General features: G+C 44.1%; 23 protein-coding genes and 1 pseudogene. 6 read left to right on the forward strand and 18 right to left on the reverse strand.

Annotated features, from left to right (window positions below):
- A pseudogene (locus tag IQQ51_RS27120) lies at positions 1 to 74 on the reverse strand (DUF3859 domain-containing protein); the annotation flags it as partial.
- A gap of 74 nt (positions 75 to 148) precedes the next feature.
- Entirely contained in the window at positions 149 to 517 is a 369-nt protein-coding gene (locus tag IQQ51_RS14220) for an AAA family ATPase (RefSeq protein ID WP_193841409.1), read from the reverse strand.
- A gap of 275 nt (positions 518 to 792) precedes the next feature.
- Here IQQ51_RS14220 and metA point away from each other — a divergent pair, with 275 nt between their 5' ends.
- Positions 793 to 1734: a homoserine O-acetyltransferase MetA gene (gene metA, locus IQQ51_RS14225; RefSeq protein ID WP_017059174.1), complete on the forward strand. Its 942-nt coding sequence runs from the start codon at positions 793 to 795 to the stop codon at positions 1732 to 1734.
- A gap of 168 nt (positions 1735 to 1902) precedes the next feature.
- Positions 1903 to 2670 carry a type IV pilus biogenesis/stability protein PilW gene (gene pilW / locus IQQ51_RS14230; RefSeq protein WP_193841410.1) on the forward strand — a complete coding sequence of 256 codons (768 nt, stop codon included), beginning with the start codon at positions 1903 to 1905 and terminating at the stop codon, positions 2668 to 2670.
- Between the two features lie 88 nt (positions 2671 to 2758).
- Here pilW and rlmF read toward each other — a convergent pair whose 3' ends face one another.
- Positions 2759 to 4060 (reverse strand): 23S rRNA (adenine(1618)-N(6))-methyltransferase RlmF, encoded by a 1302-nt coding sequence (gene rlmF, locus IQQ51_RS14235; RefSeq protein ID WP_193841411.1) that lies wholly within the window; start codon positions 4058 to 4060, stop codon positions 2759 to 2761.
- 4 nt (positions 4061 to 4064) lie between these two features.
- The gene (locus IQQ51_RS14240) at positions 4065 to 4562 is read right to left on the reverse strand and encodes a YgjP-like metallopeptidase domain-containing protein (RefSeq protein WP_004734935.1); all 498 of its coding nucleotides are present in this window, start codon (positions 4560 to 4562) and stop codon (positions 4065 to 4067) included.
- Between the two features lie 137 nt (positions 4563 to 4699).
- On the opposite strand from IQQ51_RS14240, the gene IQQ51_RS14245 reads away from it, so the two are divergent.
- Positions 4700 to 4936, forward strand: a complete 237-nt coding sequence (locus IQQ51_RS14245; RefSeq protein WP_016786183.1) for a glutaredoxin family protein — start codon at positions 4700 to 4702, stop codon at positions 4934 to 4936.
- Positions 4937 to 5738: 802 nt separating this feature from the next.
- Here IQQ51_RS14245 and IQQ51_RS14250 read toward each other — a convergent pair.
- Entirely contained in the window at positions 5739 to 6611 is an 873-nt protein-coding gene (locus IQQ51_RS14250; RefSeq protein WP_193841412.1) for a LysR family transcriptional regulator, read from the reverse strand.
- Positions 6612 to 6721: 110 nt separating this feature from the next.
- Between IQQ51_RS14250 and IQQ51_RS14255 the strand changes: the two genes are divergently transcribed.
- Both IQQ51_RS14255 and IQQ51_RS14260 read left to right on the forward strand, forming a co-directional pair.
- The gene (locus tag IQQ51_RS14255) at positions 6722 to 7921 is read left to right on the forward strand and encodes an MFS transporter (RefSeq protein WP_193841413.1); all 1200 of its coding nucleotides are present in this window, start codon (positions 6722 to 6724) and stop codon (positions 7919 to 7921) included.
- Positions 7922 to 8006: 85 nt separating this feature from the next.
- Entirely contained in the window at positions 8007 to 8573 is a 567-nt protein-coding gene (locus tag IQQ51_RS14260) for a DUF1415 domain-containing protein (RefSeq protein ID WP_017096948.1), read from the forward strand.
- A gap of 28 nt (positions 8574 to 8601) precedes the next feature.
- On the opposite strand, the gene IQQ51_RS14265 is transcribed toward IQQ51_RS14260, so the two are convergent.
- On the reverse strand, positions 8602 to 9672 hold the full coding sequence (locus IQQ51_RS14265; RefSeq protein ID WP_048611898.1) for a diguanylate cyclase domain-containing protein: 1071 nt from the start codon (positions 9670 to 9672) through the stop codon (positions 8602 to 8604).
- Between the two features lie 213 nt (positions 9673 to 9885).
- On the opposite strand from IQQ51_RS14265, the gene IQQ51_RS14270 reads away from it, so the two are divergent.
- Complete coding sequence (locus IQQ51_RS14270) at positions 9886 to 10461, forward strand: nucleoside triphosphate pyrophosphohydrolase family protein (protein ID WP_017059167.1); 576 nt, start codon at positions 9886 to 9888, stop codon at positions 10459 to 10461.
- A gap of 103 nt (positions 10462 to 10564) precedes the next feature.
- Here the strand turns inward: IQQ51_RS14270 and IQQ51_RS14275 are convergent, their stop codons facing one another.
- The 12 genes from IQQ51_RS14275 to IQQ51_RS27125 all read right to left on the reverse strand — a co-directional run.
- Complete coding sequence (locus IQQ51_RS14275) at positions 10565 to 11053, reverse strand: GNAT family N-acetyltransferase (RefSeq protein WP_050052538.1); 489 nt, start codon at positions 11051 to 11053, stop codon at positions 10565 to 10567.
- A 321-nt stretch (positions 11054 to 11374) separates the two neighbouring features.
- Complete coding sequence (gene cydX / locus IQQ51_RS14280; protein ID WP_017083482.1) at positions 11375 to 11476, reverse strand: cytochrome bd-I oxidase subunit CydX; 102 nt, start codon at positions 11474 to 11476, stop codon at positions 11375 to 11377.
- Between the two features lie 10 nt (positions 11477 to 11486).
- Positions 11487 to 12623, reverse strand: a complete 1137-nt coding sequence (gene cydB / locus IQQ51_RS14285; protein WP_193841414.1) for a cytochrome d ubiquinol oxidase subunit II — start codon at positions 12621 to 12623, stop codon at positions 11487 to 11489.
- 12 nt (positions 12624 to 12635) lie between these two features.
- A complete protein-coding gene (locus IQQ51_RS14290; RefSeq protein ID WP_193841415.1) occupies positions 12636 to 14222 on the reverse strand; it encodes a cytochrome ubiquinol oxidase subunit I in 1587 nt (528 codons plus the stop codon).
- A 142-nt stretch (positions 14223 to 14364) separates the two neighbouring features.
- Positions 14365 to 15795, reverse strand: a complete 1431-nt coding sequence (locus IQQ51_RS14295; protein WP_193841416.1) for a PLP-dependent aminotransferase family protein — start codon at positions 15793 to 15795, stop codon at positions 14365 to 14367.
- A 212-nt stretch (positions 15796 to 16007) separates the two neighbouring features.
- A complete protein-coding gene (locus tag IQQ51_RS14300; RefSeq protein WP_193841440.1) occupies positions 16008 to 17480 on the reverse strand; it encodes a lytic polysaccharide monooxygenase in 1473 nt (490 codons plus the stop codon).
- A gap of 389 nt (positions 17481 to 17869) precedes the next feature.
- Entirely contained in the window at positions 17870 to 19315 is a 1446-nt protein-coding gene (gene gbpA, locus IQQ51_RS14305) for an N-acetylglucosamine-binding protein GbpA (RefSeq protein WP_193841417.1), read from the reverse strand.
- A gap of 461 nt (positions 19316 to 19776) precedes the next feature.
- Positions 19777 to 20136: a DUF6559 family protein gene (locus IQQ51_RS14310; protein ID WP_193841418.1), complete on the reverse strand. Its 360-nt coding sequence runs from the start codon at positions 20134 to 20136 to the stop codon at positions 19777 to 19779.
- A 58-nt stretch (positions 20137 to 20194) separates the two neighbouring features.
- On the reverse strand, positions 20195 to 20953 hold the full coding sequence (btuD, locus tag IQQ51_RS14315; RefSeq protein WP_048617263.1) for a vitamin B12 ABC transporter ATP-binding protein BtuD: 759 nt from the start codon (positions 20951 to 20953) through the stop codon (positions 20195 to 20197).
- On the reverse strand, positions 20940 to 21935 hold the full coding sequence (gene btuC / locus IQQ51_RS14320; RefSeq protein ID WP_193841419.1) for a vitamin B12 ABC transporter permease BtuC: 996 nt from the start codon (positions 21933 to 21935) through the stop codon (positions 20940 to 20942). Before btuC ends, btuD begins: the two co-directional genes overlap by 14 nt.
- A gap of 133 nt (positions 21936 to 22068) precedes the next feature.
- Complete coding sequence (locus IQQ51_RS14325) at positions 22069 to 23097, reverse strand: succinylglutamate desuccinylase (protein ID WP_050621475.1); 1029 nt, start codon at positions 23095 to 23097, stop codon at positions 22069 to 22071.
- A 268-nt stretch (positions 23098 to 23365) separates the two neighbouring features.
- Positions 23366 to 24537 (reverse strand): M3 family metallopeptidase (locus tag IQQ51_RS27125; protein WP_228012865.1); only part of this gene is annotated, 1172 nt, incomplete at its 5' end.

Below are 24537 nucleotides of genomic sequence, written 5' to 3' on the forward strand. Positions count from 1 at the left end.
TCTTTAGATTTGGAATCCCATGTGGAATAGATACCATAAGAAGTCATGTCGACCACAACAGAGCGCTTTGCCATTTCAATCGTTACCTTGGAGTTGTTCTATTAATTTAAATCTATTTGCCATTCAGCTAAGCTGGAAAAACACGAGGCTACTCTTGCCAATCTTTCGCCATACGCTTAATGACTGAAGGTTCAATGTCGTGAATCGTGCCATATTGCTCTCGGCACACTTCTATAACCAAATCCGCTTTGTATTTGAGTGCAAGTTGGCGGTAGGCTTTCATTTCCCAGTGCTTAATAAAGGTATTCGAAACAACCACATTAAGCCCTTGCTTTAAGCCGTTTTCAACTGTCTTTTGACACCACTCATGAGCTTGTTGCAGCTGCCTAGGATCAAAATGGTACTCACCTTGCTCATTCACATAATACATATCGGCTTCGACATGCAATGCATCGTAGGTTTTTGCTTTTGTTGATTTGCCAGAACCGGGCAACCCTCGAATGAGTATTAACTTCATCTGTCACTTTACAGGCTAATTCGAAAACGTAAGTTTATCGTAAATAGTAACGAGTTTCTCTGATAACTGACTTTGCTCAGCATACGAAAACCAACTACTTACACGAGACTCCGATAATCACTGAATACTATAAGACTCCCCTCGAAGCGCGTGGATTGCTTCTGATAGAAAACACAAATAATTTACATCTATCCATTTTGCATATCGACAAGCGTATCAAACTACTATAGATTTAGATGTATAGACGTCTACATATCTAGCTTAGGGAGAAAGCTGTGCCTATTCGCATTCCAGACCAATTGCCAGCATCCGATGTTCTTCGTGAAGAAAACATCTTCGTTATGCCGTTATCAAGAGCATCGACACAGGAAATTCGTCCACTTCGAGTCTTGATCCTCAACCTAATGCCGAAAAAGATTGAAACTGAAACTCAATTTTTACGCCTACTATCAAACAGCCCATTGCAAGTGGATGTAGAGCTGTTGCGCATTGATGACCGACCAAGTAAAAACACACCGACTGAACACCTTGATAACTTTTATCGCCAATTTGAAATGGTCAAAGGAAGAAACTTTGATGGATTGATCATCACTGGTGCGCCGCTTGGCTTGGTTCAATTTGAAGATGTGATCTACTGGGACCATCTGAAAACCATCATGGAATGGGCAAACAAGCACGTTACTTCAACTCTATACGTGTGTTGGGCGGCTCAGGCTGGTTTGAAGTTATTGTATGATTTGCCAAAACGCACTCGTAAAGAGAAGCTGTCTGGTGTTTATAATCACGAGATTCATAACCCATACCACCCTATTTTACGTGGCTTCGACGATACATTCTTGGCTCCGCACTCTCGCTATGCGGACTTCTCTCAAGAGTACTTAGCGGAGCATACAGACCTTGATGTTCTTGCGACTTCGGATGTTGCAGGCGTATACCTAGCGGCGACCAAAGATAAGCGAAACGTGTTTGTCACCGGTCACCCTGAGTACGACTCTCATACACTTCACAATGAATACATTCGTGATTTGGGTGAAGGCATGGAGCCTGTGATTCCAATCAACTACTACCCGAACAACAATCCAGACAACAAACCAGTTGCAAGCTGGCGTAGCCACGGGCACTTGCTGTTCTCAAATTGGCTAAACTACTGTGTTTACCAACAAACGCCTTACGATCTGGATCACTTCAGCGAAGACAACTTTACCAAAGACGATTAAGTTCTTTCTTCCGATTCACAAACACATAAGCCGTGTTCAGTATGTTGTTGATAAAACGACGAATTGGACGCGGTTTTTTTATGGTGTGTGGGTCGCATTCCATAATAGATTTACCACTTCAATGGGTTTGATTTCATATGATGGGTTGATGTTCATAAGGAGCTTCACATGCCTGCCAAGCCGTCATTCTCAAATCCGATTTCGTTATCCCGCCGCCTTTCGTTATCAAATGTGGTACTACTCGCCTCGCTTTCGTTGGTCGGTTGCGTCTCTGTCACTGAAGGACCACCAAAGATTGAAAGTGATCCTATCGCGATGTCTGAATCTCGAATCGAATTAGGTTTGGGCTATATGGGACAAGGCAATATGGTGAGAGCGCGTGAAAACCTTGAACTCGCGATTAAACACGCACCTAGCTACTACCGTGCTCGGCTTTCAATGGCGCATTACTACGAACAAGTGGGCGAAGTAGACGAAGCGAGAACCACTTACCGCAAAGCTCTCAGTCTTGATTCAAGAAACGGTAATGTATTGAACAACTACGGTACCTTCTTGTGTAAACAAGGCGAATACGAACAAGCCGATAAGTACTTCAATCGCGCAATCGACCAACCTTACTATTACTTGGTGTCTGCAAGTTATGAAAACGCCGCGTTTTGTGCATTTAAGGCTGGCAATACAGACCAAGCGAAGTACTACTTCAACAGAGCGATTGACCACGATCCAAACCGCGTAAAATCGATACTACAATTATCAAAAATTGAAGTGAGTGACGCCGATTACAATGACGCTCGACTCCGTTTATTTAAATTCCACCAGCGTTATGGCTATCAAATTCCATCGCTTAAAATCTTGGTCGATCTCGAAAATAAAGCAGGCAACAGAGCTCTAGAGCAGAAATATCAGAGCAAGTTAGATGAGTTGCTTTCTGCTTAGCGTATAGGCAAAACACAAAAAACGGGCTTGTTGCGTTAACAACAAGCCCGTCCGTATTTCTGCTTAATATCTTAACTAAGTACAGCGGCTATTTAAGCGCAATCCACTCTTGTCTTTGCTCGTCGTCCATAAAGGTCCATGCGATAAAGCGACTTACCTTCTGGCCTTGTGACATCTCGACGACTTTTACTTGTTTCGCTCGCAGCTTGCCCAGTTCTGAACGAACCATATCGACGTTATCTTTCTTAGAGATCAATGTCGTAAACCACAAAACTTGAGTAGCAAAAAGCTGGCTCTCTCTTGCCATTTTCATAATGAAAGCGGCTTCACCACCCGGGCACCAAAGCTCGGCTTTTTGACCACCAAAGTTTAGGGTTGGTTTATCGTGCTTAGTTGATTTATCTAACTTAACTGGCATCTTATTCGTTTCTGGCTTGAACGACTGACCGGCTTTCTTAGCACGGTTCGCCGCTAGGTTATCCAGTTTACGTTGTGACCCCTTTTCCGCTTCTTCAAGAGAGCTGTGGAATGGAGGGTTACAAATAGTGACATCGTAACGTTCATTATCCTTAATCACGCCCTTAAAGATGGATTCAGAGTCGGCTTGTAGGCGAGCTCGGATCTTACCTTTTAGATTAGGGTTACTTTCCGCAATGAAGTTCGCTGTTTTAATGGAGACTGAATCGACATCAGTTCCCGTGCAGCGCCACTTATACTCTGTCGCACCAATAATTGGGTAGATACAGTTTGCACCAACACCAATATCTAATGCTTTCACAGACGCGTGGTTATAGGGTTCACCTTGGCCATCGCTATTAAGGATGTCAGCCACTCTGTGAATGTAGTCTGCACGACCAGGAATTGGCGGGCACAAGTAACCAGCAGGAATATCCCAATGTTTAACGCCATAGTGATGCGCCAACAAAGCTTTGTTGAGTAGCTTAACGGCTAATGGATCAGAGAAATTAATGGTGTCTTCGCCCACTGGATTCTTGATCAGGTGCTCTTTTAGCTCAGGCAAAGCTGCAACCAATAACTCGAAGTCGTAACGACCAGTGTGCTGGTTTCTTGGGTGTAATCCACCTTGAGTTTTTTCAGCCGAGCGTCTTTTCTGAGCTGCGTTCTTGTTAAAAGCCGTTTTATTGAAAGAACCCTTATTCGACGATCCTTTATTCGCACCCTGCTTCCCTTTGCTGTCTTTTGCAAAAGGTCGCTTTGCTTTGTTACTGCCCGCACCTTTCGGTGCACTATTCTTGCGGCTTTTATCAGATGTGTTCTTTGTAGAAATACGCTTGTCGCTGCCTTCTTTAGCTTGGTTATCTTTTGTTTTTGCTGATGAAGTACTGTTTTTCGACAGGCTTAGCGTCGTTCTATTTTGTGATTGGCTCATTGGGCTACTTCTTTAAATCTAAATACATCATGAATAAACGGGCATCCAACTCAAGTTGATGATATTCCGGTTCCATGTGACAGCATAGTTGGTAAAAGGCTTTGTCGTGCTCTTTCTCTTTGATATGCGCCAGTTCGTGTACCACCAGCATTCTTAGCAAAGGTTCTGGTGCATTTTTAAAAACACTGGCGATACGAATTTCATTCTTTGATTTGATCTTTCCACCGTGATTCTTCGCAACGTAAGAATGAAGACCTAACGCATTGTTGATTAGGTGTATCTTGCCGTCGTAAATCACTTTGCTGATCGGTGGTGTTTTTTTCATGTAGCGATTTTTTATCTCAATCGCATAGTCAAACAGGGCTTTCTCGCTTTTGATTTCATGATTCTTTGGGTAGCGAGCTTCAAACCACGGCACCAATTTACCCGACTCAACAAGTTGAGTCACAGGATCAAGAATGTGCTTAGGATAGCCTTGTATATAGCGTAAAGAAGGATGCATGCTGAAAGACCGTACAAGTTACACCACGACAATACGTTGTGGTCTTGAAAATTGAGCCGCATAGTGTAACTGATCACACTTTTCTAATCACCTAGGATTCGTTACACTTTAGCGAGATTCACCAAGAGAATGAAAAAATGAAACGTGTTGTATTGTACGTCGCAGACAAATGCCCGCACTGTAAAGATGCCCAAAGGTATTTAGACTCTAAGAAAATTGTTTACCGCCTGACGAATGCAAAGATGCAGCGTGGTCGTAAAGAATTACAAGCGATGGGTGCTCGCTCTATCCCCGTGCTTAAGATCGGCGATCAAGTGATGGTCGGCTGGAATCAAAAGAACTTCGATAAGATGTATAACTCAAAGAACACTTAACGTGATTTAAGAGACTTATATTTCTACAAACAAAGCCCGAATGTCCAACCTAGGATGTTCGGGCTTTGTGTTTTGGGTATCGGCAACCAAGGTCTTTTTCAGCGCTACCCTTTCACTTTAAGAAGACCGCTGCAAGAAGCGCATCTGTACTTCTCTTTTATACCAAGGACTTTGTCGACGGATGTTCTGCGGACTCTAATAAGTCTGCGTTCTTTGCACTTACACTTCATGGGGCTAGGGTTACCGAATTGATTAACTTAGAGACAGTTAATATCTCTTAGCTCCTCTTCGTTAACCATATTGTAGAGCACACATTTTCCACAGAATAATATAACCATCACTGGTAACTTTGATCAAAAAACAATAACTGTCATTAATCAAGTGGTTACAATCCACAGACATTTAAAGTGGAAGCGAAGAAATCAACGTTAGCCTACCCAGAGACGATTTGGTCAGCTTAACACAAGCCTTATATCTCTATTCCAACCGCATTTTTTCTTAGAGCGCGGTCATTTACCTTTAATTTTAAAAATCACACCGCAGTTCACACACTGGTATCTTCCTTTTATACCAAAGAAACGATCCAACAACGTTCTATGAATCCTAACCAGATTTTGCTCTTTACATTCACATTTCATACCAACAGAACACCATACCCATAATGAATAGGAATTATTAAATATGCTGTACGCTTAGTAAATTATAAACACTTAATATAAACACAATAAATCGTGATATGACTCGCATAATCAGGGTAATAGTGAGATCTTAGTTCAGATTAATTACCCAAATATAAAATTAGCTACACATACCGCTTAACGAAATCGATAAAGGTTCGGTCTGCCTTAGACAGGTACCCTTCCTTTCTCCACGCCAAAGATAGGTTCAGTTTCACAGAGTCTTTAAATGGGACGCCTACCACATCTTCCTCGTATTCTGTAACTAAGCTAAGCAGCGCAGTAATGGCAAACTCTCGCTTCACGATAGAAAGAATCATTGGCAATAAATTGGTTTCGAAGGCGATGGTCATATCGAGGTTGTACTTCTTACAAGTCGCATCGATAAAGTCGCGGTGGAAGTAGCCCGATTTGAACATGATCAGCTCTTGAGCAAAAAACTCTTCAAAGGTGATGGATGGTTGCGTTGCGAGTGGGTGATCTTTGCCAACTACAGCTAACATTTCTGAGCTTAACAGGTGGTCAGTTTCAAGATCATCAGGCACGTTTTCATGGTTGATTACGCCAATATCGAGTTCGCCGTTTAACAACATTTCACGAATAGAAGCGGTGCCAGCATCAATCAGAGTCAACTTTAGGTTTGGGTACTGGCTTTTAAATGCCATCACGACTTGGGGAAAAAAATAACTGCCCATCATGCTTGGAGCGCCTAATCGCACTTCTCCCTTTTCCAGTCCCTTTAGCTCATTCATCGCAAGCTGAGCATCGTCGAACTGCTGTGCGATTCTCTTGGCATGCTCAAACAATACCTTTCCCTCTTCCGTTAAGGTGACGGATTTATCTCCGCGACGGAATAGAATCAACTCAAGTGTTTGTTCGAGTTTTTTAATGGAGATACTCAATGCAGGCTGTGCGATATGCAGCGCTTTGGCGGCCTGAGTGAAGTTACCAAACTGCGCAACAGCCAGAAAATGTCGAAGTGGTTTTGATTCAAGCATGGCGATATATTAAGTATATAGAGGTGATATTTTTAATATATTTCTTTAATCACACTTGTGCTGATAACTTGTTCACAAATAGCTTACTAACTCGTGCAGGCACAACGTAAATGTTTGATAAAGGCAGTCCTCAATACAAACGCATCACCCAATCATTGGCGATTGGCTCGTTTATCATTTTCTGTAACCTTTACCTCTTTCAGCCAATCTTGCCGCACATGGCGGAGCACTTCCAAGTATCTGAAACTCAAATCAACTGGCTGTTTGCTGCAACAACACTTGGGCTCTCCATTAGTTTAGTGCCTTGGGCAATCGCTTCTGAAACCTTTGGGCGAAAACCCATCGTTCTGTTCAGTCTGTTCGCTATTCCTTTGATTGGATTGAGCATGGTGTTCACAACCACCCTACTACAGCTTGTTATTGCTAGAGCATTCATGGGAGTTGCGGTCGCTGCTTTTGCGGGTGTGGCGGTTGCCTACATGGTGGAAGAATTATCACCCAAAGCATTCGCAGTCGCGATTGGTGGTTATATTGCGGCTAACTCACTAGGCGGTATCTTCGGGCGTGTATTGGGTGGCTTGATTACGGATTATTTCGATTGGCACGCAACGGTTTTGTTTTTCGTTGTCGGCTCTTTGCTTGGCGCACTCTATATTGCGTATAGCCTGCCTGACCAACAAAACTTCAAACCACAGAAAGGACTTTTCTTTCACCATAACCGATCTGTAATCATGCACTTAAGAAACCGAACACTTTGGCTCGCGATGTTGATTGGTGGCGCTAACTTTGCCCTGTTCGTTAACCTGTATTCGGTAATGGGCTTTAGGCTAGTATCCGCACCTCACTCGGTGCCTGTGGGTTTAGCTTCGCTGATATTCTTATGTTACTTGGCCGGAACGGTGAGTTCTAAGCTCTCCAACAAATGGACACTTCGTTTCGATCCGTTAAACGGAATATTGATGGGCGTGTGCATTAGCTTAATTGGAATGCTGGTTTCTGCGGTCGATAAAGTCCCGTTCATGTTAGCGGGCTTGTTATTGATTAGTGGCGGTGCATTCTTCGCCCACACTCTTGCCTACTCTTGGGTGAGTCAAAAAGCACCGAGCGCGAAAGCGACAGCAACGGCACTTTACTTAGTCCACTACTACATCGGCGGCAGTTTAGGTGGTTTCTTACTCTTATATTGCTGGCAACTGTTCGGTTGGAATGGCGTGATTGCAGGCGGTTCAATCTTCTATGTCGCGATATTTGCATGGGTCTACCAGTTGAAACAGCTACAAGTATCGACGTCCAAACTCGCACAAGCATAACTACGACTGAGTTTGTAACTCAATTATTGCTTTTGATTAACGTCCGTTCTGATATCCTACGCAAAATTTCATTTCGGAACCTGTTATGTCGAACACTCAAAGCACAGATCTTCAAACCATCCACGACCAAGTTAAACAATGGTTAGACGATGTCGTTATTGGCCTAAACCTGTGTCCATTCGCAGCCAAGCCACAACGTAATAAACAGATTAAGATCTTTGTGAGTGAAGCGAATACGGAAGAAGCGTTGTTGGAAGACATCATGACGCATTTCGTAGAGTTAGATAACACACCAGTCGCCGAGTTGGAGACAACTTTGGTGGTTGTGCCTAACATGCTGCAAGATTTTTTCGACTACAACATGTTCATTGATTGGATTGAAGCGCTGATCAAGCAAGAAGATTGGGAAGGCGTTTACCAAGTAGCAACCTTCCACCCAGACTATTGTTTTGGTGGTGCGGATCCTGAAGACGATGAAAACCTAACAAACCGCTCTCCATACCCGGTTTACCATTTGATTCGTGAAGCGAGTATGGAAAAGGTGTTAAAGCACTACCCAAACCCTGAAGCGATTCCTGATACTAACATCGCGAGAGTCGAGTCTTTAACGCCAGAAGAACGCCGTAAACTGTTCCCTTACCTGTTCAGTTAATAGTTCAGTTAATCGCTAACATGATGGCTCATATTCCTGAGCGCTCTTGATGATATGGACGAGAAATAAACTGATCTCGTCCATTTTGTTTTGCAATGTACAGACATTCATCGGCAACTTTGATTAGCTTATCTAACGCCGACATCCTTTCTCCTTTGGTATCCCCTGTACTCAACTCAAAATGACACGCACCGATTGATATAGTGACAGGCTTTCTATCCAGTGTGATTTTCTTCATCTCTTGCAAAAGAGTCATGAACTTATCTTCAACACAACTTGGTGTTTTATTTGGATACCAAAGAATGAACTCTTCACCACCAAAACGCGCCACAAACTCACCCTCTTGAGTGTTATTGCTTAGCACGTTCGCCACTTTCTTTAATACAACATCACCCATTTGGTGGCCGTAGGTGTCGTTGACCTGTTTAAAGAAGTCGATATCGACAACGGCCAAGGTTCCCTTTCCTAAAGATCCTTTTAACTGCTCCACTTCTGCATTCAATGTTTTGAACAAGCAACGTCTATTTGGCAAATGTGTCAAAGGATCATACAGAGCTTGATACTCCAATTTCTCATTCAACTCTTTGAGTTTTCGTTCTTGCTGCCTTCTAACCAGCTCCACTTCGATCCATGATGCCATTAGTCTCATCACGTCGACATCGAACTCTTTGAACTCTCGATGATAAGGGGCTGGGCTTGAAAAGTTTAAGGTGCCATAAAGCTCATCATTAACGAAAATGGGAACCCCAATATAAGACTCCAAACCAAAAGACTGGTAAGCAGGGTGCTTCGCATACTTATCATGCTTGCCACAATGCTCAATACAGATAGGACCAATCGATTTACAAGTAATTTCGCAATAGGTTGAACGATAATCGAAGGTGTCACCGCTATTGAGTTCTACCCCTTCAGGCGTAACACAATGTTCAACAACGTAAGCATTGCCATCGACTTTCGATAAGATACCAATATCAAGGTTGAAGCGTTCAAGCCCCATAATAAGCAGCTGAGCGATCTGAATATCGAAGCCCTTTCGATAATCATTGGTGATTTGATACAAGCGGCGTATAACAATTTCGCTTTCACTGGCTTGGTTCATAAATGGGATTCCGCTGCTGCCGAAGTTAATGGCAACATTAATATTTGGTATATTAAGAAGAGTAAAGTGTAAAAAAACATAATAATCAATTAGTTTGTATGCAAAATACCTCATTGGTCCAATGAATAAAAGTCGACTTCTTCGACTTTGCGTTAGCACCCTATTCCTAGCTTTGGTAAAATAATCCATTAACGAAACAGAATGGATAGGAAAATGAACCTTTCTCAACTAAGCCAAGAAATCTACGATCACCTTTACCGCGACATTGAAGAGTTCCGCAGTACTTTTGATCTGCCTGTTGCTGCTCCTGAAACAATGGACGAAAAAGGCGATACGCTACATACCTCTCTAGCGATCGAAGAACTAACAGAACTTGCAGAAGCTGACTCTAAAATCGAACAAGCGGACGCTATTGTAGACAGCGTTTATGTTTTGATGGGACGCTTGGTTCACCTTGGTCAAGCTAAGGTTGAAGACAACCTAGCAATCAGCTACCTGATCGACCTACTGTTGAATGTTTCTAAAAACCGCTCAATTGACTTCTTACCTTGCTGGGACGAAGTACACTCAAGCAACATGAGCAAAGTATGTCGCAACGAAACTGAATACGCTGAAACAGAAGCTTTCTATGCTGAGCAGAACATCAAGCTGATGGCGGTTCAAAAAGGTGAATACATCATCGCTAAGTGTGCGGAAGATTTCGTATCTGAAGGCAAGACGGTTCGCCAAGGTAAAGTACTAAAATCAGTACACTACCGCCCTGCGAACCTTGAGCCACTAACGGCTTAAGTAAGGTTAAGACTGAAGCGGTTAAAAGCTTCAGCTAACTTGAATAGCAAACGCCACGTTTAAATAACGTGGCGTTTTATTATCTTTCAATCGAACCTTAGCTCTATACCAGTCGCGCCATGTGATAAGCCGCCACATATTCGCCATTTCTGAAAGCGAACCCTGCGGACTCTCCTTCAATCACGAAACCGAACTTCTTATACAGGCTGATCGCTCTTTCATTATCGGTGTACACCGTTAACTCCATTCGCTTGATGTTAATCCAGTTATCACACAGATCGATTGCTGTTGCGAGCAGTTGACTACCCACACCTTTGCCTAACACATCGTCTTTAACACCCATACCAAATGAAGCAACATGTCGTCTTCTTGGGTTCACACACACTTCCATTCCCAAGTTGCCAACAATCTCATCGTCGATCATCGCGACATACGAGTACACGTTGTCAGGCATATTAGAGATTCGTTTTTGCCAGCTTTCCAGAGATGGATTTGGGAGTTGCAGCGTACCGGTATAAGCATTAGTGCATTCGTAAATTTCTTTTATTCCCTTCGCATCTGACGGCTCAGACCGTCTCACTATAATACTCATCGCAACTCCTAATATTTCTTCGCTAAATATGAAACACATCTTCAATGTGCACCTAAACACACTAACAAATAGTAAATATTTAACAATAGGTTAGGAAAAATTGTTTTGATTAACTCTGATATAGAGTAGAGATATAGGTGTACTTAAAAGAATGCAGCTCACTCGATTTAAGTCTTACCATCTTGTACCACGAAGAAAGAACCAAACCTTACGTAATTTAGGAAGGCTCATAAAGAAGACCAGAAGCTCACGCTTCTGGTCTTCTTATATAGCTCTTGTTTTCTATATCACTCTCATCTTCTTACAGAGCTTGCTCAGCGATTAAGACTCCGTTTCTGAGTCACTTTTCTCTAGGCTGATGACATTCAACACTGCAAATGCTGAGGCTAGGAATAAGCCTAATATCCAAACAAAATACCACATGAGAAACTCCTTAATACAGTGAATGGCCATTACGTTCGACATACTCGCTATCGAGTCGACCAAACATGGTCCGGTAACTGAACGCTGTATAACACAGGATGATTGGCACCATCACAAACGCCACACCCGTCATGATGTTCAAGGTCAGTTCACTGGAAGTTGAATCCCACAACGTTAGGCTATGACTCGGGTTAACGCTAGACGGGATAATGAACGGGAACATCGAGAAACCAGCCGTTAAGATGATACAAGCGTTAGTCAGACTTGAACTGATAAAAGCAATCGCATCCCATTTTAACCTTGCGCCAATCAAAGCCAATAATGGAATGCTAACGCTGCCGAGCGGTGCGAACCACATCCAAGGGTACGTATCGAAGTTGGTTAACCAAGCACCTGCTTGTGTGACGACTTCTTTATTTAAAGGATTCGAAGCCGAGCTATGATCCATCGCACTGACTATCGCATACCCCTCACTATGGTTAATCGCCATACAGCCAACCACCATAAGGAAAGCGACAAGTACCGCACTCGCCTGCGTCACCGTTCTTGCCTTTTTGTACACTGCGTCTGTGGTTTTCATCATAAGCCAAGCACTGCCTTGTAACAGCGCCATCAATAACCCGACTAGACCACACAAAAGCGCAAATGGGTTAATTAAATCGATAAACGAACCATGGTACTCAACCATCAAGAAGCTATTGAGCGTAAAAGGTAAGCCTTGCATCAAATTGCCAAACGCGACGCCAAACAAGATAGGTGGGAAGAAGCCTGAGAAAGAGATTGCTAAGTCACATACTTGTCGCCACTGATCGCTGTCGATCTTTGCTCGATACTCAAGCGCCAAAGGACGCAACCACAATGAGATAAGCACCAAATACATCGCTACATAAAGGCTTGAAAACGATGTCGCATAAACCAAAGGCCAAGCTGCAAACAACGCACCACCTGCGGTAATTAACCATACTTGGTTGCCGTCCCAATGAGGCGCGATGGAGTTGATCATGACTCGTCTCTCAGCGTTCGTTTTACCAATAAACGGTAACAACGCCCCCACTCCCATATCAAAACCATCGGTGATCATAAAACCAATCAGCAGTACACCAATCAGAACCCACCAAATTAAACGCAATGTGTCATATTCGAACATAAGTCAATCACCTTATTGTTGAACTTGTTGTGCCAATTTGGCTTCAAGTGAAGTTGTATTTTGTTCATAGTAATAGCGACCCGTTTTTAAACTGCTTGGGCCTTTTTTAGCAACGGTAATCATCAAGTAACTTTCAACAATGATGAATACGGTATACAGGCTGATAATGAGAGCAAGAGACGTAAGCAGGTTTTCAACGGTTTGAGAAGAAGCCGCGACCGTCACAGGAAGGATTTCACCTACTGCCCAAGGCTGACGGCCATATTCCGCAACAAACCAGCCAGCTTCAATGGCAATCCAAGGTAATGGAATTGACCATAGTGCCGCTTTCAGTAGCCAAGGCTTTTGAGTAATGTTTTTACGGTAGGTTTGCAGGAAGGCCGCACCAAAGACAAACAACATAATGAAGCCACAGCCCACCATGATTCGGAATGACCAGAAAAGTGGCCAGACAGTTGGGATTGAATCATCAGCCGCTTGTTGGATTTGCTGTTCAGTCGCATCGGTTACGGTATGGGTATAACGCTTGAGCAATAAGCCATAGCCGAGATCGTGCTTGGTTTGATCAAACGCTTGTTCCGTCTCATAAGAGGTATCACCTGCTCGTAAACGCTCCAGCAATTCATAAGCGATGATTCCGTTCCGAATGCGGACGAGGTGCTGGTCGCGTAGGTCATGAAGGCCCGTTACTTGCTCATCCAAAGATCGCGTCGCAATAATTCCCATCACATAAGGGATTTTTACCGCGAAGTCGGTTTTGCCTTCCTCTTGGTTTGGTAATCCGAACAAGGTAAATGCCGCAGGTGCGGGTTCTGTGTGCCATTCCGCTTCAATCGCCGCGAGTTTCACTTTTTGAACGTCACCCAGTTCATAGCCCGACTCATCACCTAATACGATCACCGAGATAATAGAAGCAATGCCGAACGAAGCTGCGACAGCAAAAGAACGTTTTGCAAAAGCAACGTCACGACCTTTAAGCAAATAGTAAGAACTCACGCCAAGGATAAACATCGAGCCACAGGTATACGCCGAGGCCACTGTATGCAGAAATTTAACTTGTGCGACAGGGTTAAGCACCACTTCTGCAAAACTGGTCATCTCCATACGCATGGTTTGGTAATTGAACTCTGAGCCGATTGGGTTTTGCATCCAACCATTGGCAACCAAAATCCACAGTGCAGAGAAGCTCGAACCCAGAGCCACCAGCCAAGTCACCACAAGGTGTTGGCGTTTCGATAGCCTTTCCCAACCAAAGAAGAACAATCCGACAAAAGTAGATTCTAGGAAGAACGCGACAAGCGCTTCGATGGCTAAAGGTGCACCGAAAATATCGCCGACATAGTGAGAATAATAAGACCAGTTGGTGCCAAACTGGAATTCCATGGTTAAACCGGTCGTGACACCCAAGGCAAAGTTAATGCCGAACAGTTTGCCCCAGAAGCGGGTCATGTCCTGATAGATTTTTTTACCGGTGAGTACATAGATCGACTCCATGATCGCCAGCAAGCACGACATACCGATAGTCAGAGGGACGAAAAGAAAGTGGAACATAGCGGTTAGCGCAAACTGTAAACGCGACAATTCAACTACATCAAACATTTAAGCTCCAAACATCATAATGATGGCTTTCATATTAAGAATTGGAGCGTATTTCAGCACAGTTTTCACGAACTAAACTAGAACAGATTGATTATTAAAAAACAGAACAGATTTACTTATTAGACGAACGACTGGTCAGAGTTTAGCTGCAACTATTGGCTTGCAATTCCATTGTCTGAATCAAGCCGCCTAATGTTTGAATGGCTTCTGCTATTTTGTCGTCACAAGCGTACGAACAGTTAAGACGAATGTGATGAGAGAACTTTTTGTCACTGCTGAATATGATTCCCGGTGCGACAGAGATGTTTTGTTCAAGGGCTAGTTCATACAACTTCTCAACACAAACAGAGTGAGGCAGTTCAATCCAAATGAAGTAGCCACCTTGGCTTTTATGCACCATCGCACTTGAAGGTAAGCTAGATTCTAACAATGCAATATGTGCCTTCTTCCTTTCATTCAAAAGTTTACGAAGCTTTTTAAGATGGTTGTCATAGCTATAAAACGTAAGGTAGTGAGACAAACCGAGCTGAATAGGAATACTGCTGGAAAGTGTTGATAAGTGCTGTAACCGCTGAATCTTTAACGCTTGTTTACGTGCCACTACCCAACCGATTCGAAAGCCCGGTGACAATGATTTGGAAAACGAACCACAAAGCATGATCTGCTCGTCAGTGTCATACGCTTTAGCAGGCAATGAGCTTTGATTACCGAAGTGAAGCTCTCGATACACATCGTCTTCAATCATCGAGATCTTATGTTGGTTCACCAACTCGGCCAATCGCTGCTTGTTTCCATCACTCATCGAATAGCCTACTGGGTTTTGCGACTCTGTCATAAACCAGCACGCTTTGATGTCCATTGAAGCGAACACCGACTCCAACACATCTAAATCAATCCCTGTTGTCGGGTCTGTTGGAATCTCAACAGCAGTGAGGTTTAGCCTTTCTATGGTCTGTAACACACCGTAAAACGCTGGGTACTCTATCGCGACTAAGTCACCCGGTTCGGTACAGGATTGCAGGCATAAGTTAAGTGCCTCCATCGCCCCAGAAGTAATCACAATGTCGTCTGGCAGTACGTTTAAACCTTGAACTTGATAGCGTTGGGCAATTTGCCTGCGAAGTGTTTCACTGCCTGGAGGTAAATTGGTGAGCATGCTGTTGTCGGGCATTTGGCGGCTGGCATTAGCTAAGCTGCGTGACAGTGCTTGATGGGGAAACAAGGCGGGATCAGGGAATGCCGAGCTAAGTGGAATGATGCTAGGGTCTTTGGCTCGTTGAAGTACATCGTATAGCAGGTCACTGATTTTAACAGGATACGGCTTGATGGCTTTTTGTTGCGTGTGTTCTGAGGTGAATACATTTCTACGCGGTAACACGAAATAGCCAGACTTAGGCTTTGAGCGCACATAGCCTTGGTCTTCAAGTTGCTGATAGGCTTGTAATACCGTCTCGATACTGAGTTTATAGCGCTTACACGCATCTCTAATTGATGGGATCTTCTCACCACTCAACCAGATGTTTTGCTCTATCTGATTCTTGATTGTATTGGCGAGTATCTGTGATTTTTTCATCAAAAAGTCTTTTCTATCTAATGCGCAAAATATTACTAAACCGTGAATATTCGAAGTTCTCGGACATTCAGGTATAACAAAGCTCTACCCTAAACCCAATTACCTTCACGGTCGACTTGTTTATCTTTCCCATAAGAAAAGACACCACACTCGTCAAAAAGTGTGGTGTCTTGGTTATTACTTTAAAGCTATTGAACTAACGATAGTTAAGATTAGTTGGCTGGACGCCAAACGCCCCATTTGTCATTTTCGTAGGTCGCTTTAGGGTTTGTACCACCTTGAACCCACCATTGTGCTTTCCATGACTGGTTCGAGTAAGTCACGACTTCGCCACCAAGGTAAGTCGCTGATGAGTCCCACGAGCCTTCGTCTGGGTCAGGAGTCGGATCAGGATCCGGCGTTGGATCTGGGTCTGGCGTTGGATCTGGGTCTGGTGTTACGCCACCGTCATCAGCAATCACTTCGAACGTGAATGTTTCAACACTGTCGCTTTCAATCGAGCTAGCCATAAACGATAGAGTTTCGTTTGCAGTGATGCCAGTGGTATCAACTACGATAGAAGCCGTGCCGTTATTTTGAATGCTTACTGAAGAGCCTTGTGTCTGAGTTAGATTTGCCGCTTCGCTTGTTGCAATCACAACTTTGTCGCCAGCATTCACTACATTGTCACTCTTCACTAGCTCGTAGATGTCACCTTTCAGTGGTTCAACACCACCGTCGCCACCATCAATCAGCGTTAACTGACCAGAAGCACGGCTATCTTTTGAGTTGAAGAAGTTACGTGAAGGATCGTTTTGGAAATACATGTAGTGCTGCATTTCAGCGTGCCAGTCACCAATGAAAATCGCGCCATCTTTAAACTCTTCATGCCAGCCGTTAATCTCTGAAGCCAACAAGCGAGCCCAATCGTTAACGTTTGAAGCGTCGATGACGATGTCGAAGCTACGCGCTACTTCACCATACTTGTTGATGATGTCGTACTTAACGGTGTCACCAATTTCTGGCGTTCCAAATTGGTCTGAAACAAACAAATCACCACGCACTAGATCAGGCTCTGGACCCGGCTCTGGTGGAGGGGTTGTACCACCCGCGATAGTGATGTCTGAACAGTTGTAGAAGCCTTCGCCCGCAGCATCATCACGTTGCCAGCGAACGAATAGAATCGCATCGCCAGAACGGTCTGAAGGAATAGTGACATTAATGCGGTACTTGCCGCCATTAACCGGAACGTTACCCTCTTCTTGGATAAGATCTAAGTCTCCCCACGCTAGGCCTTTGCTTAGGTCTGCGTTTGGTTTCGTTAGGTAGAACTCCCAGAAAGAAGGGTTATGTGGCGCAGTCGCATTGAATACATATTCAAACGTACCAGTATTTAGCTCGGTACGAGTCCAACCAGTATGAGGCGCACCCATACCGCGTTTTTGCGAATCATTGGCATAACATAACGTGCCGTCAGGAATCGCCGCTTTTACAGCATTGATATTATTGAAATCCTGAACATTTTTAGCGTATTCGTTACGTTGAACAAATGGGTATGAACCCGAAATGTCTTTTGCTTGAGCACACGCAGCATTAGGTGGTGTACCCGACCAAATCCCGCCTTGCTCGTAACACGTGTTCTGACGCGCACTTGGAAACTCAGACCAGCCATGAGCATTTGCCACCGAAGGCACACTCGATAGCATAGCCATACCTACTGCTACTTTTAGAATATTATTATTTATTGTTGTCACTTTCCCACTCTCTATTATTTTACCCTGCACACAACATTAACTGGTCACTTACCAATCAAAATTGCACTTCAAGGGTTTATAGTTTTTGTTTGAAGAACAACGAAAAATATATACGTCAATTTTATCAATGACAGCGGGTTTTATATTGATAGGAATCAGAGTCACACAACTCAAAGAAATGCGTTGTCGATAGATGATGTTGCTTCGAATTATTGGATCTCAGTATTCCGTCTTGATTGGCGCAACATTATCCAAAGTGAATAAAAAAGCGGCTTGATGATTAAGCCGCTTTTGCATCTAGAGATTTAATATACAGCTAAGTGAGTTCGATTAACTCGTAATTAATCTAACTTTTTCCATTGTTGCTCAACCCAATTTGGATCTGCTGCCACGCCTGGAAGGTACGCTTCATTGTTACATTCTGCTGCCCATGGGCCGTAACATTGATAAACACCTTCGCCTTCAAATAAAACGACGTCGCCATCAACATAGTTACCAAAGCCTTCTGGGTAGACATAATCATGTTCAGGCGGTGGCGCATTGGCATCAACTAAATGGAAATCCATCATTTGTTGGCCTACCAATTTACCTTCGCTGTTTTTGACACTCACTACCAACATATGATGACCAGCCTCTGATTTAGACAAAGGTAATGATACCGATTCTGACGAGTTATCTTCAACCTCCCCACTCCAGTATGCTAAAGACTCTCGAGCATGGTTATACACGGTGAGTTCAGCTTGGGCATCGCCCTCGGCTACCAATGATAGATCGAGTACGGTTGCTTGTTCTCCGATCACGTATTCTGAATCCAGACCTTCAACCGTCAGTGACGTATCGGGTTCTGGCACCTCAACATCGTAGCCTATTTCCACACGTTGAATACCGCTGTCAGAATTCACATATATTGGGTTCACACCGTAAATAGGTGCAAAACCATTTTCACTCAACACGCCAGACTTAATGTTATTGCGCTCTTCATTAACTTTGGTTGCTAATGCCTTAGACCAGTTCTTTGGTTGGCCATCCTCACTATTCGCAATCTCGATACGAGTACTGAGCGCTGAGTTTTCACCAGATCCATCAAACACGCGCGTATATACCGCGTCGCCTTCTTTCAAATTAATCGTAGGAATTATCTGACCTGCTTTTTCCCAACCCGGAAGTTGAGAATCATCGCCATCAAACACCACATCAATAGCGTTATAGAAAGCCTTGTCGGTGTCGCCCACATCCCACACAGCCAGAATCACGTGATAGCCTTCTCTCTCTGGCACGTTACAGGTGTGAGTCGCCGTGTTTTGTGTCATCTCTCCATGAGCATCAACTTCACAAAAGGGATTTAAGTCAAACTCTGAGCGAGCTAATGGTGAATTTTGGTCCCAACCTTCTTTCGTAATGTAATATTTAAAACCAGCCGCAATATGGTTGGCTCTAAATGTCCATTCAAACTCTTGAGAGCCCGCTTCGATTGGGCGTTTCTGCCAGCGCTCTGAAGTTTGTTCATCTAGGTTTCTTGCCATTAATATTTCAGCACTGGCAATGTAACCATCAGCAGGGCCATCTTCAGGGAAGCCGTCAAAGCCTTCCACACTTTGTGGCTCATACTGTATGTCGCCACAGTCCATGTTCTTCGCCTGACCTTCAGAATCTTCTAAGTGACACAAGGCGACACGACTTATGATGTTGCCATCATCGTTCAGCGATATAAATCCATGTGCCATAGCACCACCACAAGCCACAGACAAAGCGATGGCTAAAGCCGTTTTCTCTATTCCGATTCTCATAACATTTCCACTTAAAGACGTCACATTTCCCATTAACAAGACAAAATGATCTTCGCTTGTTTACCTATCCACTTGTTTGATTGAGTAAGCACCTCAATTTGCTATTAACCGTTACTTGGCTCGAACATTAATAAAGCAAATGCATATCAATCAATTTGAGCATGGTCGAGGAAGGAAGGATTATTTAGTCAATAAGGCTGATTGATATTCATCAAAGGTAATACGAAGGGGAAATTATCTTATACATCTGAAGACTATGAAGTTTATTCAAGAAATCGAACACGGGAACTGGCTAAGAACCTGAGAGACTAGAGGTGAGAAACGTATGAACGGGCTGTTCAGGATATCGCATTGACGCGAAAGTAGAGGGTTTGTTGTCAAAATAACGGTTTTGACGAGTCACATTAGATAAAGGTGCTTTTATGCGAAGTTGATTTAAATAGAGGGAGCTTGGTAGAGCTTTAATAACGGCTATGCATGCCCATGCGATGTGACATGTCGTCGTCCATACGACCGCCCTTCCAACCGCCGCCACCCAATAGATTAAGTACATCTCGCGCGGTGTAGTCTTCTCCGTCAAAGAAGTCATTAGACACATCATTACGCAGCAACTGAATAGTTGGAGCTAATTCAACAGCAAGATCTTGTGGATCCGCAAACAAGGCTAAAGCAATCTGTTGTTGGCGTTTACTCAACTCACGAGAACTTGTTTCAACCTGCCCAATAGAGAAGAAATCACGGCTTCCGTAGCTCTTCACCACCTTTGCAGACAATGACTTAATCACCTTTTTGATTCTTCTTCTTTGGATGTATCTAAACATGTTTGCTTCCTTTACTAACTCGCCTTGAACTCAATAACCGGCTTAACCAATTAGTCTTTTAACCAAACAAAAGATAGGTTTGATTATCGACTGAGATACTTTTGACTTCGGTGTTGAACACGGACTCTAGTTGTTCTGGAGTAAGCACTTCTGCAGCTGTGCCAGATGCTTGAAGTACGCCTTTATCAAGCAGCAACACTTGGTCTGCGTGTCTTAAGGTACGGTTCAGGTCGTGGTTTGCCATGATCACGGCAATCCCCTTCTCTGCCACTCGCTCGATGAGCTTGTACAACAAGGCTTCTTGAGCAATATCCAGTGGAGCTGCGGGTTCGTCGAGGATCAGCAGCTTCGCGTATGGGTTAAGTGTCGGCCAAATTTGCAGGCACATTCCCGCCAAACGAACGCGTTGCCATTCACCACCAGACAGTGTCTGAATTGAACGATGAAGTTTGTCTGCAATGTCTAGCATCTGGCTGATTTCTTCTAAAGCTGCGTTGATTTCAGCATCAAGGCCATGCGATGAACTTGGCAATGACAACGCAAGGTACTGGAACACTTCCAAGTTGAAAGCCGGTCTTGCGCTTTGGCACAAGTAAGCACGATGCAATGATAAATCTTGTAAAGACAGTTCAGACAAATCCTGCCCGTCGATCTTTATATCGCCTTTGTAACCATCACCAATGCCAGATATCGATTCGAGTAAGGTACTTTTTCCGCTGCCATTCGGACCGATAACGTGAGTCACCTGCCCTTGCTTGAGTCCAAATGATAGTGGTAATAAACGAGCGCCGACGCTCAGGCTCTTAATTTGAATCATGATTTTTAATTAACATCCAAATGAAGATAGGCGCACCGATACTGGTGGTCATCACACCCAAAGGTAATTCTGCAGAATCGAGTAATGTACGCGCGCAAATATCAGCAAACACCAGCAGTGCTGCACCAGCCACGGCAGACAAAGGAAGAAGGTATCGGTTGTCGGTACCAATCGCTAAACGCAATAAGTGTGGTACAACCAAGCCAACAAAGCTGATCACGCCACCTAAGGCAACTGCGCAGCCGACTAAAATAGACACAGCAAAGATTAGACGCCAACGTAATCTCGGAACGTTCACACCCAGTTGCGCGGCATGCGTTTCGCCAATCATTAGTTTGTCTAGCTTGCTACCTTGTAGACACAGCCAAATAATCACGGGGATCATCACTAACGTGAGCGAGTGTTGATACCAAGTTACACCACCCAAGCTGCCCATCAGCCAATACATCAATAAGCGTAGGCTTAAGTCATCACTAAAGTAGAACGCCCATGTCACCATCGCGCCAGAAAGAATGCCTAATGCGACACCCACCAGCAGTAATTTAGCCGTGGTGAGTCGCATCGTTTTTACCATGCTCACCAGTATCACAGTGAAACAGAGCGAGCCTAAAACGGCGGCAATCATGAACACTTCTGGAGTCGGAGCAAACGGCAAGAAGAACAGCACGATAACCATCGCCAAACTTGCGCCACCTGAAATGCCGAGCACACCTGGCTCTGCTAATACGTTACCCAATAAGACTTGTAAGCTTGCGCCAGATACAACTAACCCTGCCCCGATGGCAATAGCCGCCAATAATCGAGGTAAGCGTAAATCAATCAGTAGTTTTTGTTCTAACGTGGACAATGTGCCCAGAGGGGAAATGAAAAGATCGCCAACCATTAGGTAAATCGCACTCAGCGCGACAAGCAGTGCTGCCATCAGATAAATGGCTCGGGTCCATTTGCGCTGTTTTTGGTGAAGAAGTTGTTGGAAATCCATATCAAGCTACTTTGAAATTGTTCGCGTAACCTTACCTGTATCCCTAAATAAACTCAAGGCTCACACCGTAATGTGAACCTTGATATTTCAACCAGTTGAGCGGTTGTTTTGGCCGTTCTAGTTCGACTAGGTATTAATCGTACACAAGCTGACCGTGGTCGAATCGTGTTTCAACTTCGCACACCATTAAGGCCGCTCGTTGACCGATAGCCACGTTACGATTTGGGAATACCACCGCTTCGTTTTCATTCTTCGCCATCAATGGCTTATCACCATCATGACCAAACACTTCACCGTGCTTGAACGCCGTAAAGTTCTCAACGTCATCAGAGAACATGAAATCAAAGTCATCGTGCAAACGAACAATGGTTCGGCTTACGCGATATGTAATGGTTTTCTTCGGCAAATGCTCTGGTTCTATTTCAGCAATCAGATTACGCATTGCCAAATCGAAGGCCGTTAGCTTATCAAGTTGGTTCTCACCAATTCTTGCAACCTGCCCTAGCTCCATTGTCAGTGCTTGCGCTTCAAAGTTTTCAGCACTGTACCAACTGAAGGTGCTGGTTGGTGCATTCGACAGCAACACAGCTTCAACGTGAGCACTGTTGATGAAATCGAAAAGCTCCTTGTTGCGTACTTCGTGGCGAACCTTAGGGCTTACGGCGAACGAGTAATGCTTAGATAAACGGATCGCACAGTGCAAATCTAAGTGCCAACGAGTGGCAGGTACCGTTTCTTTGTAAAACTCAGTAACCAAGTACTTAAGGTTCTTCGCGATATCCACTTCTCGATTGCTTTCGTGCTGTTTTTCATCAAACAGACGGTTCATATTCACATCAAGAAAACGAGTATGCGCGTTGGTTGCTTCTGGGTGAGCAATGATGAACAAACATCTTGCTGTCACTACTTGGAAGCCTGTTTCAATATCCTCAATGAGCTTATCAATCAGCTCCATTGGTGAAGTTTCATCGCCATGAACACCGGTTGAAAAGATGATGTTCTTGGTTTCAGTATTGTACTCTGCGGGAATCACTTCCAATACACCGCGTTGATGAAGCTTAATTTGAACACCGTTACTCAGTACGGTCTGTCCTGCAACCACTTCTTGCTCAAGATCTAGGCTGTCAAAAAGAAATGATTGGCGAAAGAGGGTCTTCGTCATGCGCTACTCCTTAATTGCACGGCCGTATGTTAATAAATTGTACATAGAAATTGTGTTGCTAGGATCGCACTTATCAATAGAAACTCCGTTATCACTCACAAATACTACCCATATATTTTTGTATTACCTGCTGATTTTACTAACCGACATCTGTTCCAAATAACTTTCTCTATTTAGAGCAGCTTTTGGTTGTCTCAGGTCATATCGGCAAGATAAGAGCCACGTAAGCTAACACAGCTCTTACCTGCCATGAACCGATTGAGATCAATTAATCTTCCTGATCGAGCAATCTTTCAAATTCATCAATTTGAACTTTGACCATGTCGATACTTTGTTGCCAAAAATCCGCTTGAGTCAGGTCCATACCAAGGTGCTTTTGAACCACTTCTTCCGCCATCATACTGCCTGTATCACGAAGCAACGACACGTAATCACCATAGAATTGCTCGCCTTTCGCATCACGCTGAGCGTAAACACCTTTACTGAATAGGTAACCGAACAGGTATGGGTAGTTGTAGAAGCTTACTTGAGAGATACTGAAGTGCAGCTTGCTCGCCCAGAAGTATGGGTCGGCTTCTGTCATTGCATCGCCGTACCACTCTTTCCAAGTCGTTTCCATCAAGTCACACAGCTGCTGAGCCGTTAGCTCACCTTTTTCACGCTGCTCGTAGAAGGCTTTCTCAAACTCAAAACGGACAGGAATGTTCACCATTAATGCCAAAGAAGAAGAAAGCTCTTCCCACAGCATTTCAAGTTTCTCATTGCGTGTTTGGGCTTGTTTTAACAAGTGGTCACGAACGATGTTTTCAGCAAAGATCGAAGCCGTTTCTGCTAGCGTCATTGGGTAGCGTGTTTGACACAAAGGCATGTCTTTCATCACCCAGTTGTGGAACGCATGGCCTAGCTCGTGTGCCAATGTCATTAAATCTGAGCGGCTACCGCTCCATGTCATGAACACAAGCGGTGTGCGTGTCGCAGCAAATTTAGTGCAGTACGCACCTAGACGTTTATTGGCTGCTGGTGCGGCATCAATCCAACCATTCTCAACCATTAATGCGACGAAATCAGCCATCTCTGGATTTACTTCAGCGAAGGCGGTTTTAATCACTTCGATCGCTTCATCAAATGGGTAGATCTTAGATTCAGCGTCACCCAGCGGTGGCATTGCTGCCAAATGATTCCAAGGCTTCATTTCATCGAGCCCGTGAACTCTTGCCATCAACAAACCTGCCTTCTGACCAACAGTGCGATTCGCTTTCGCTACCGACATCATGGTGTCGAGCGTTTCTGGCACAATGCGGCTGCCGTGTAGGCTTGGATCTAAGAAATGCACATCGCTAATCTTCGAGCGCTTTTTGTTTTCAGTCAGTCGCCAACCCGCCAATGCATTTAGAATCGAAGCAAAAGACTCTTGGTGCGTTTTCATAGCACCTTGAACCG

Source organism: Vibrio sp. OPT18, assembly GCF_015163615.1.
GTDB lineage: Bacteria > Pseudomonadota > Gammaproteobacteria > Enterobacterales > Vibrionaceae > Vibrio > Vibrio coralliirubri.

Coding starts and splice junctions, on each gene's coding strand:
- IQQ51_RS14275 (WP_050052538.1), bottom strand. CDS start 11,053: ATGAGTATTATAGTGAGACGGTCTGAGCCGTCAGATGCGAAGGGAATA.
- cydX (WP_017083482.1), bottom strand. CDS start 11,476: ATGTGGTATTTTGTTTGGATATTAGGCTTATTCCTAGCCTCAGCATTT.
- IQQ51_RS14240 (WP_004734935.1), bottom strand. CDS start 4,562: ATGCATCCTTCTTTACGCTATATACAAGGCTATCCTAAGCACATTCTT.
- IQQ51_RS14300 (WP_193841440.1), bottom strand. CDS start 17,480: ATGCTATCGAGTGTGCCTTCGGTGGCAAATGCTCATGGCTGGTCTGAG.
- pilW (WP_193841410.1), top strand. CDS start 1,903: ATGCCTGCCAAGCCGTCATTCTCAAATCCGATTTCGTTATCCCGCCGC.
- IQQ51_RS14255 (WP_193841413.1), top strand. CDS start 6,722: ATGTTTGATAAAGGCAGTCCTCAATACAAACGCATCACCCAATCATTG.
- IQQ51_RS14250 (WP_193841412.1), bottom strand. CDS start 6,611: ATGCTTGAATCAAAACCACTTCGACATTTTCTGGCTGTTGCGCAGTTT.
- IQQ51_RS14220 (WP_193841409.1), bottom strand. CDS start 517: ATGAAGTTAATACTCATTCGAGGGTTGCCCGGTTCTGGCAAATCAACA.
- IQQ51_RS14295 (WP_193841416.1), bottom strand. CDS start 15,795: ATGAAAAAATCACAGATACTCGCCAATACAATCAAGAATCAGATAGAG.
- rlmF (WP_193841411.1), bottom strand. CDS start 4,060: ATGAGCCAATCACAAAATAGAACGACGCTAAGCCTGTCGAAAAACAGT.
- IQQ51_RS14260 (WP_017096948.1), top strand. CDS start 8,007: ATGTCGAACACTCAAAGCACAGATCTTCAAACCATCCACGACCAAGTT.
- gbpA (WP_193841417.1), bottom strand. CDS start 19,315: ATGAGAATCGGAATAGAGAAAACGGCTTTAGCCATCGCTTTGTCTGTG.
- IQQ51_RS14245 (WP_016786183.1), top strand. CDS start 4,700: ATGAAACGTGTTGTATTGTACGTCGCAGACAAATGCCCGCACTGTAAA.
- IQQ51_RS14265 (WP_048611898.1), bottom strand. CDS start 9,672: ATGAACCAAGCCAGTGAAAGCGAAATTGTTATACGCCGCTTGTATCAA.
- IQQ51_RS14325 (WP_050621475.1), bottom strand. CDS start 23,097: ATGACGAAGACCCTCTTTCGCCAATCATTTCTTTTTGACAGCCTAGAT.
- cydB (WP_193841414.1), bottom strand. CDS start 12,623: ATGTTCGAATATGACACATTGCGTTTAATTTGGTGGGTTCTGATTGGT.
- btuD (WP_048617263.1), bottom strand. CDS start 20,953: ATGATTCAAATTAAGAGCCTGAGCGTCGGCGCTCGTTTATTACCACTA.
- IQQ51_RS14310 (WP_193841418.1), bottom strand. CDS start 20,136: ATGTTTAGATACATCCAAAGAAGAAGAATCAAAAAGGTGATTAAGTCA.
- IQQ51_RS14270 (WP_017059167.1), top strand. CDS start 9,886: ATGAACCTTTCTCAACTAAGCCAAGAAATCTACGATCACCTTTACCGC.
- btuC (WP_193841419.1), bottom strand. CDS start 21,935: ATGGATTTCCAACAACTTCTTCACCAAAAACAGCGCAAATGGACCCGA.
- IQQ51_RS14290 (WP_193841415.1), bottom strand. CDS start 14,222: ATGTTTGATGTAGTTGAATTGTCGCGTTTACAGTTTGCGCTAACCGCT.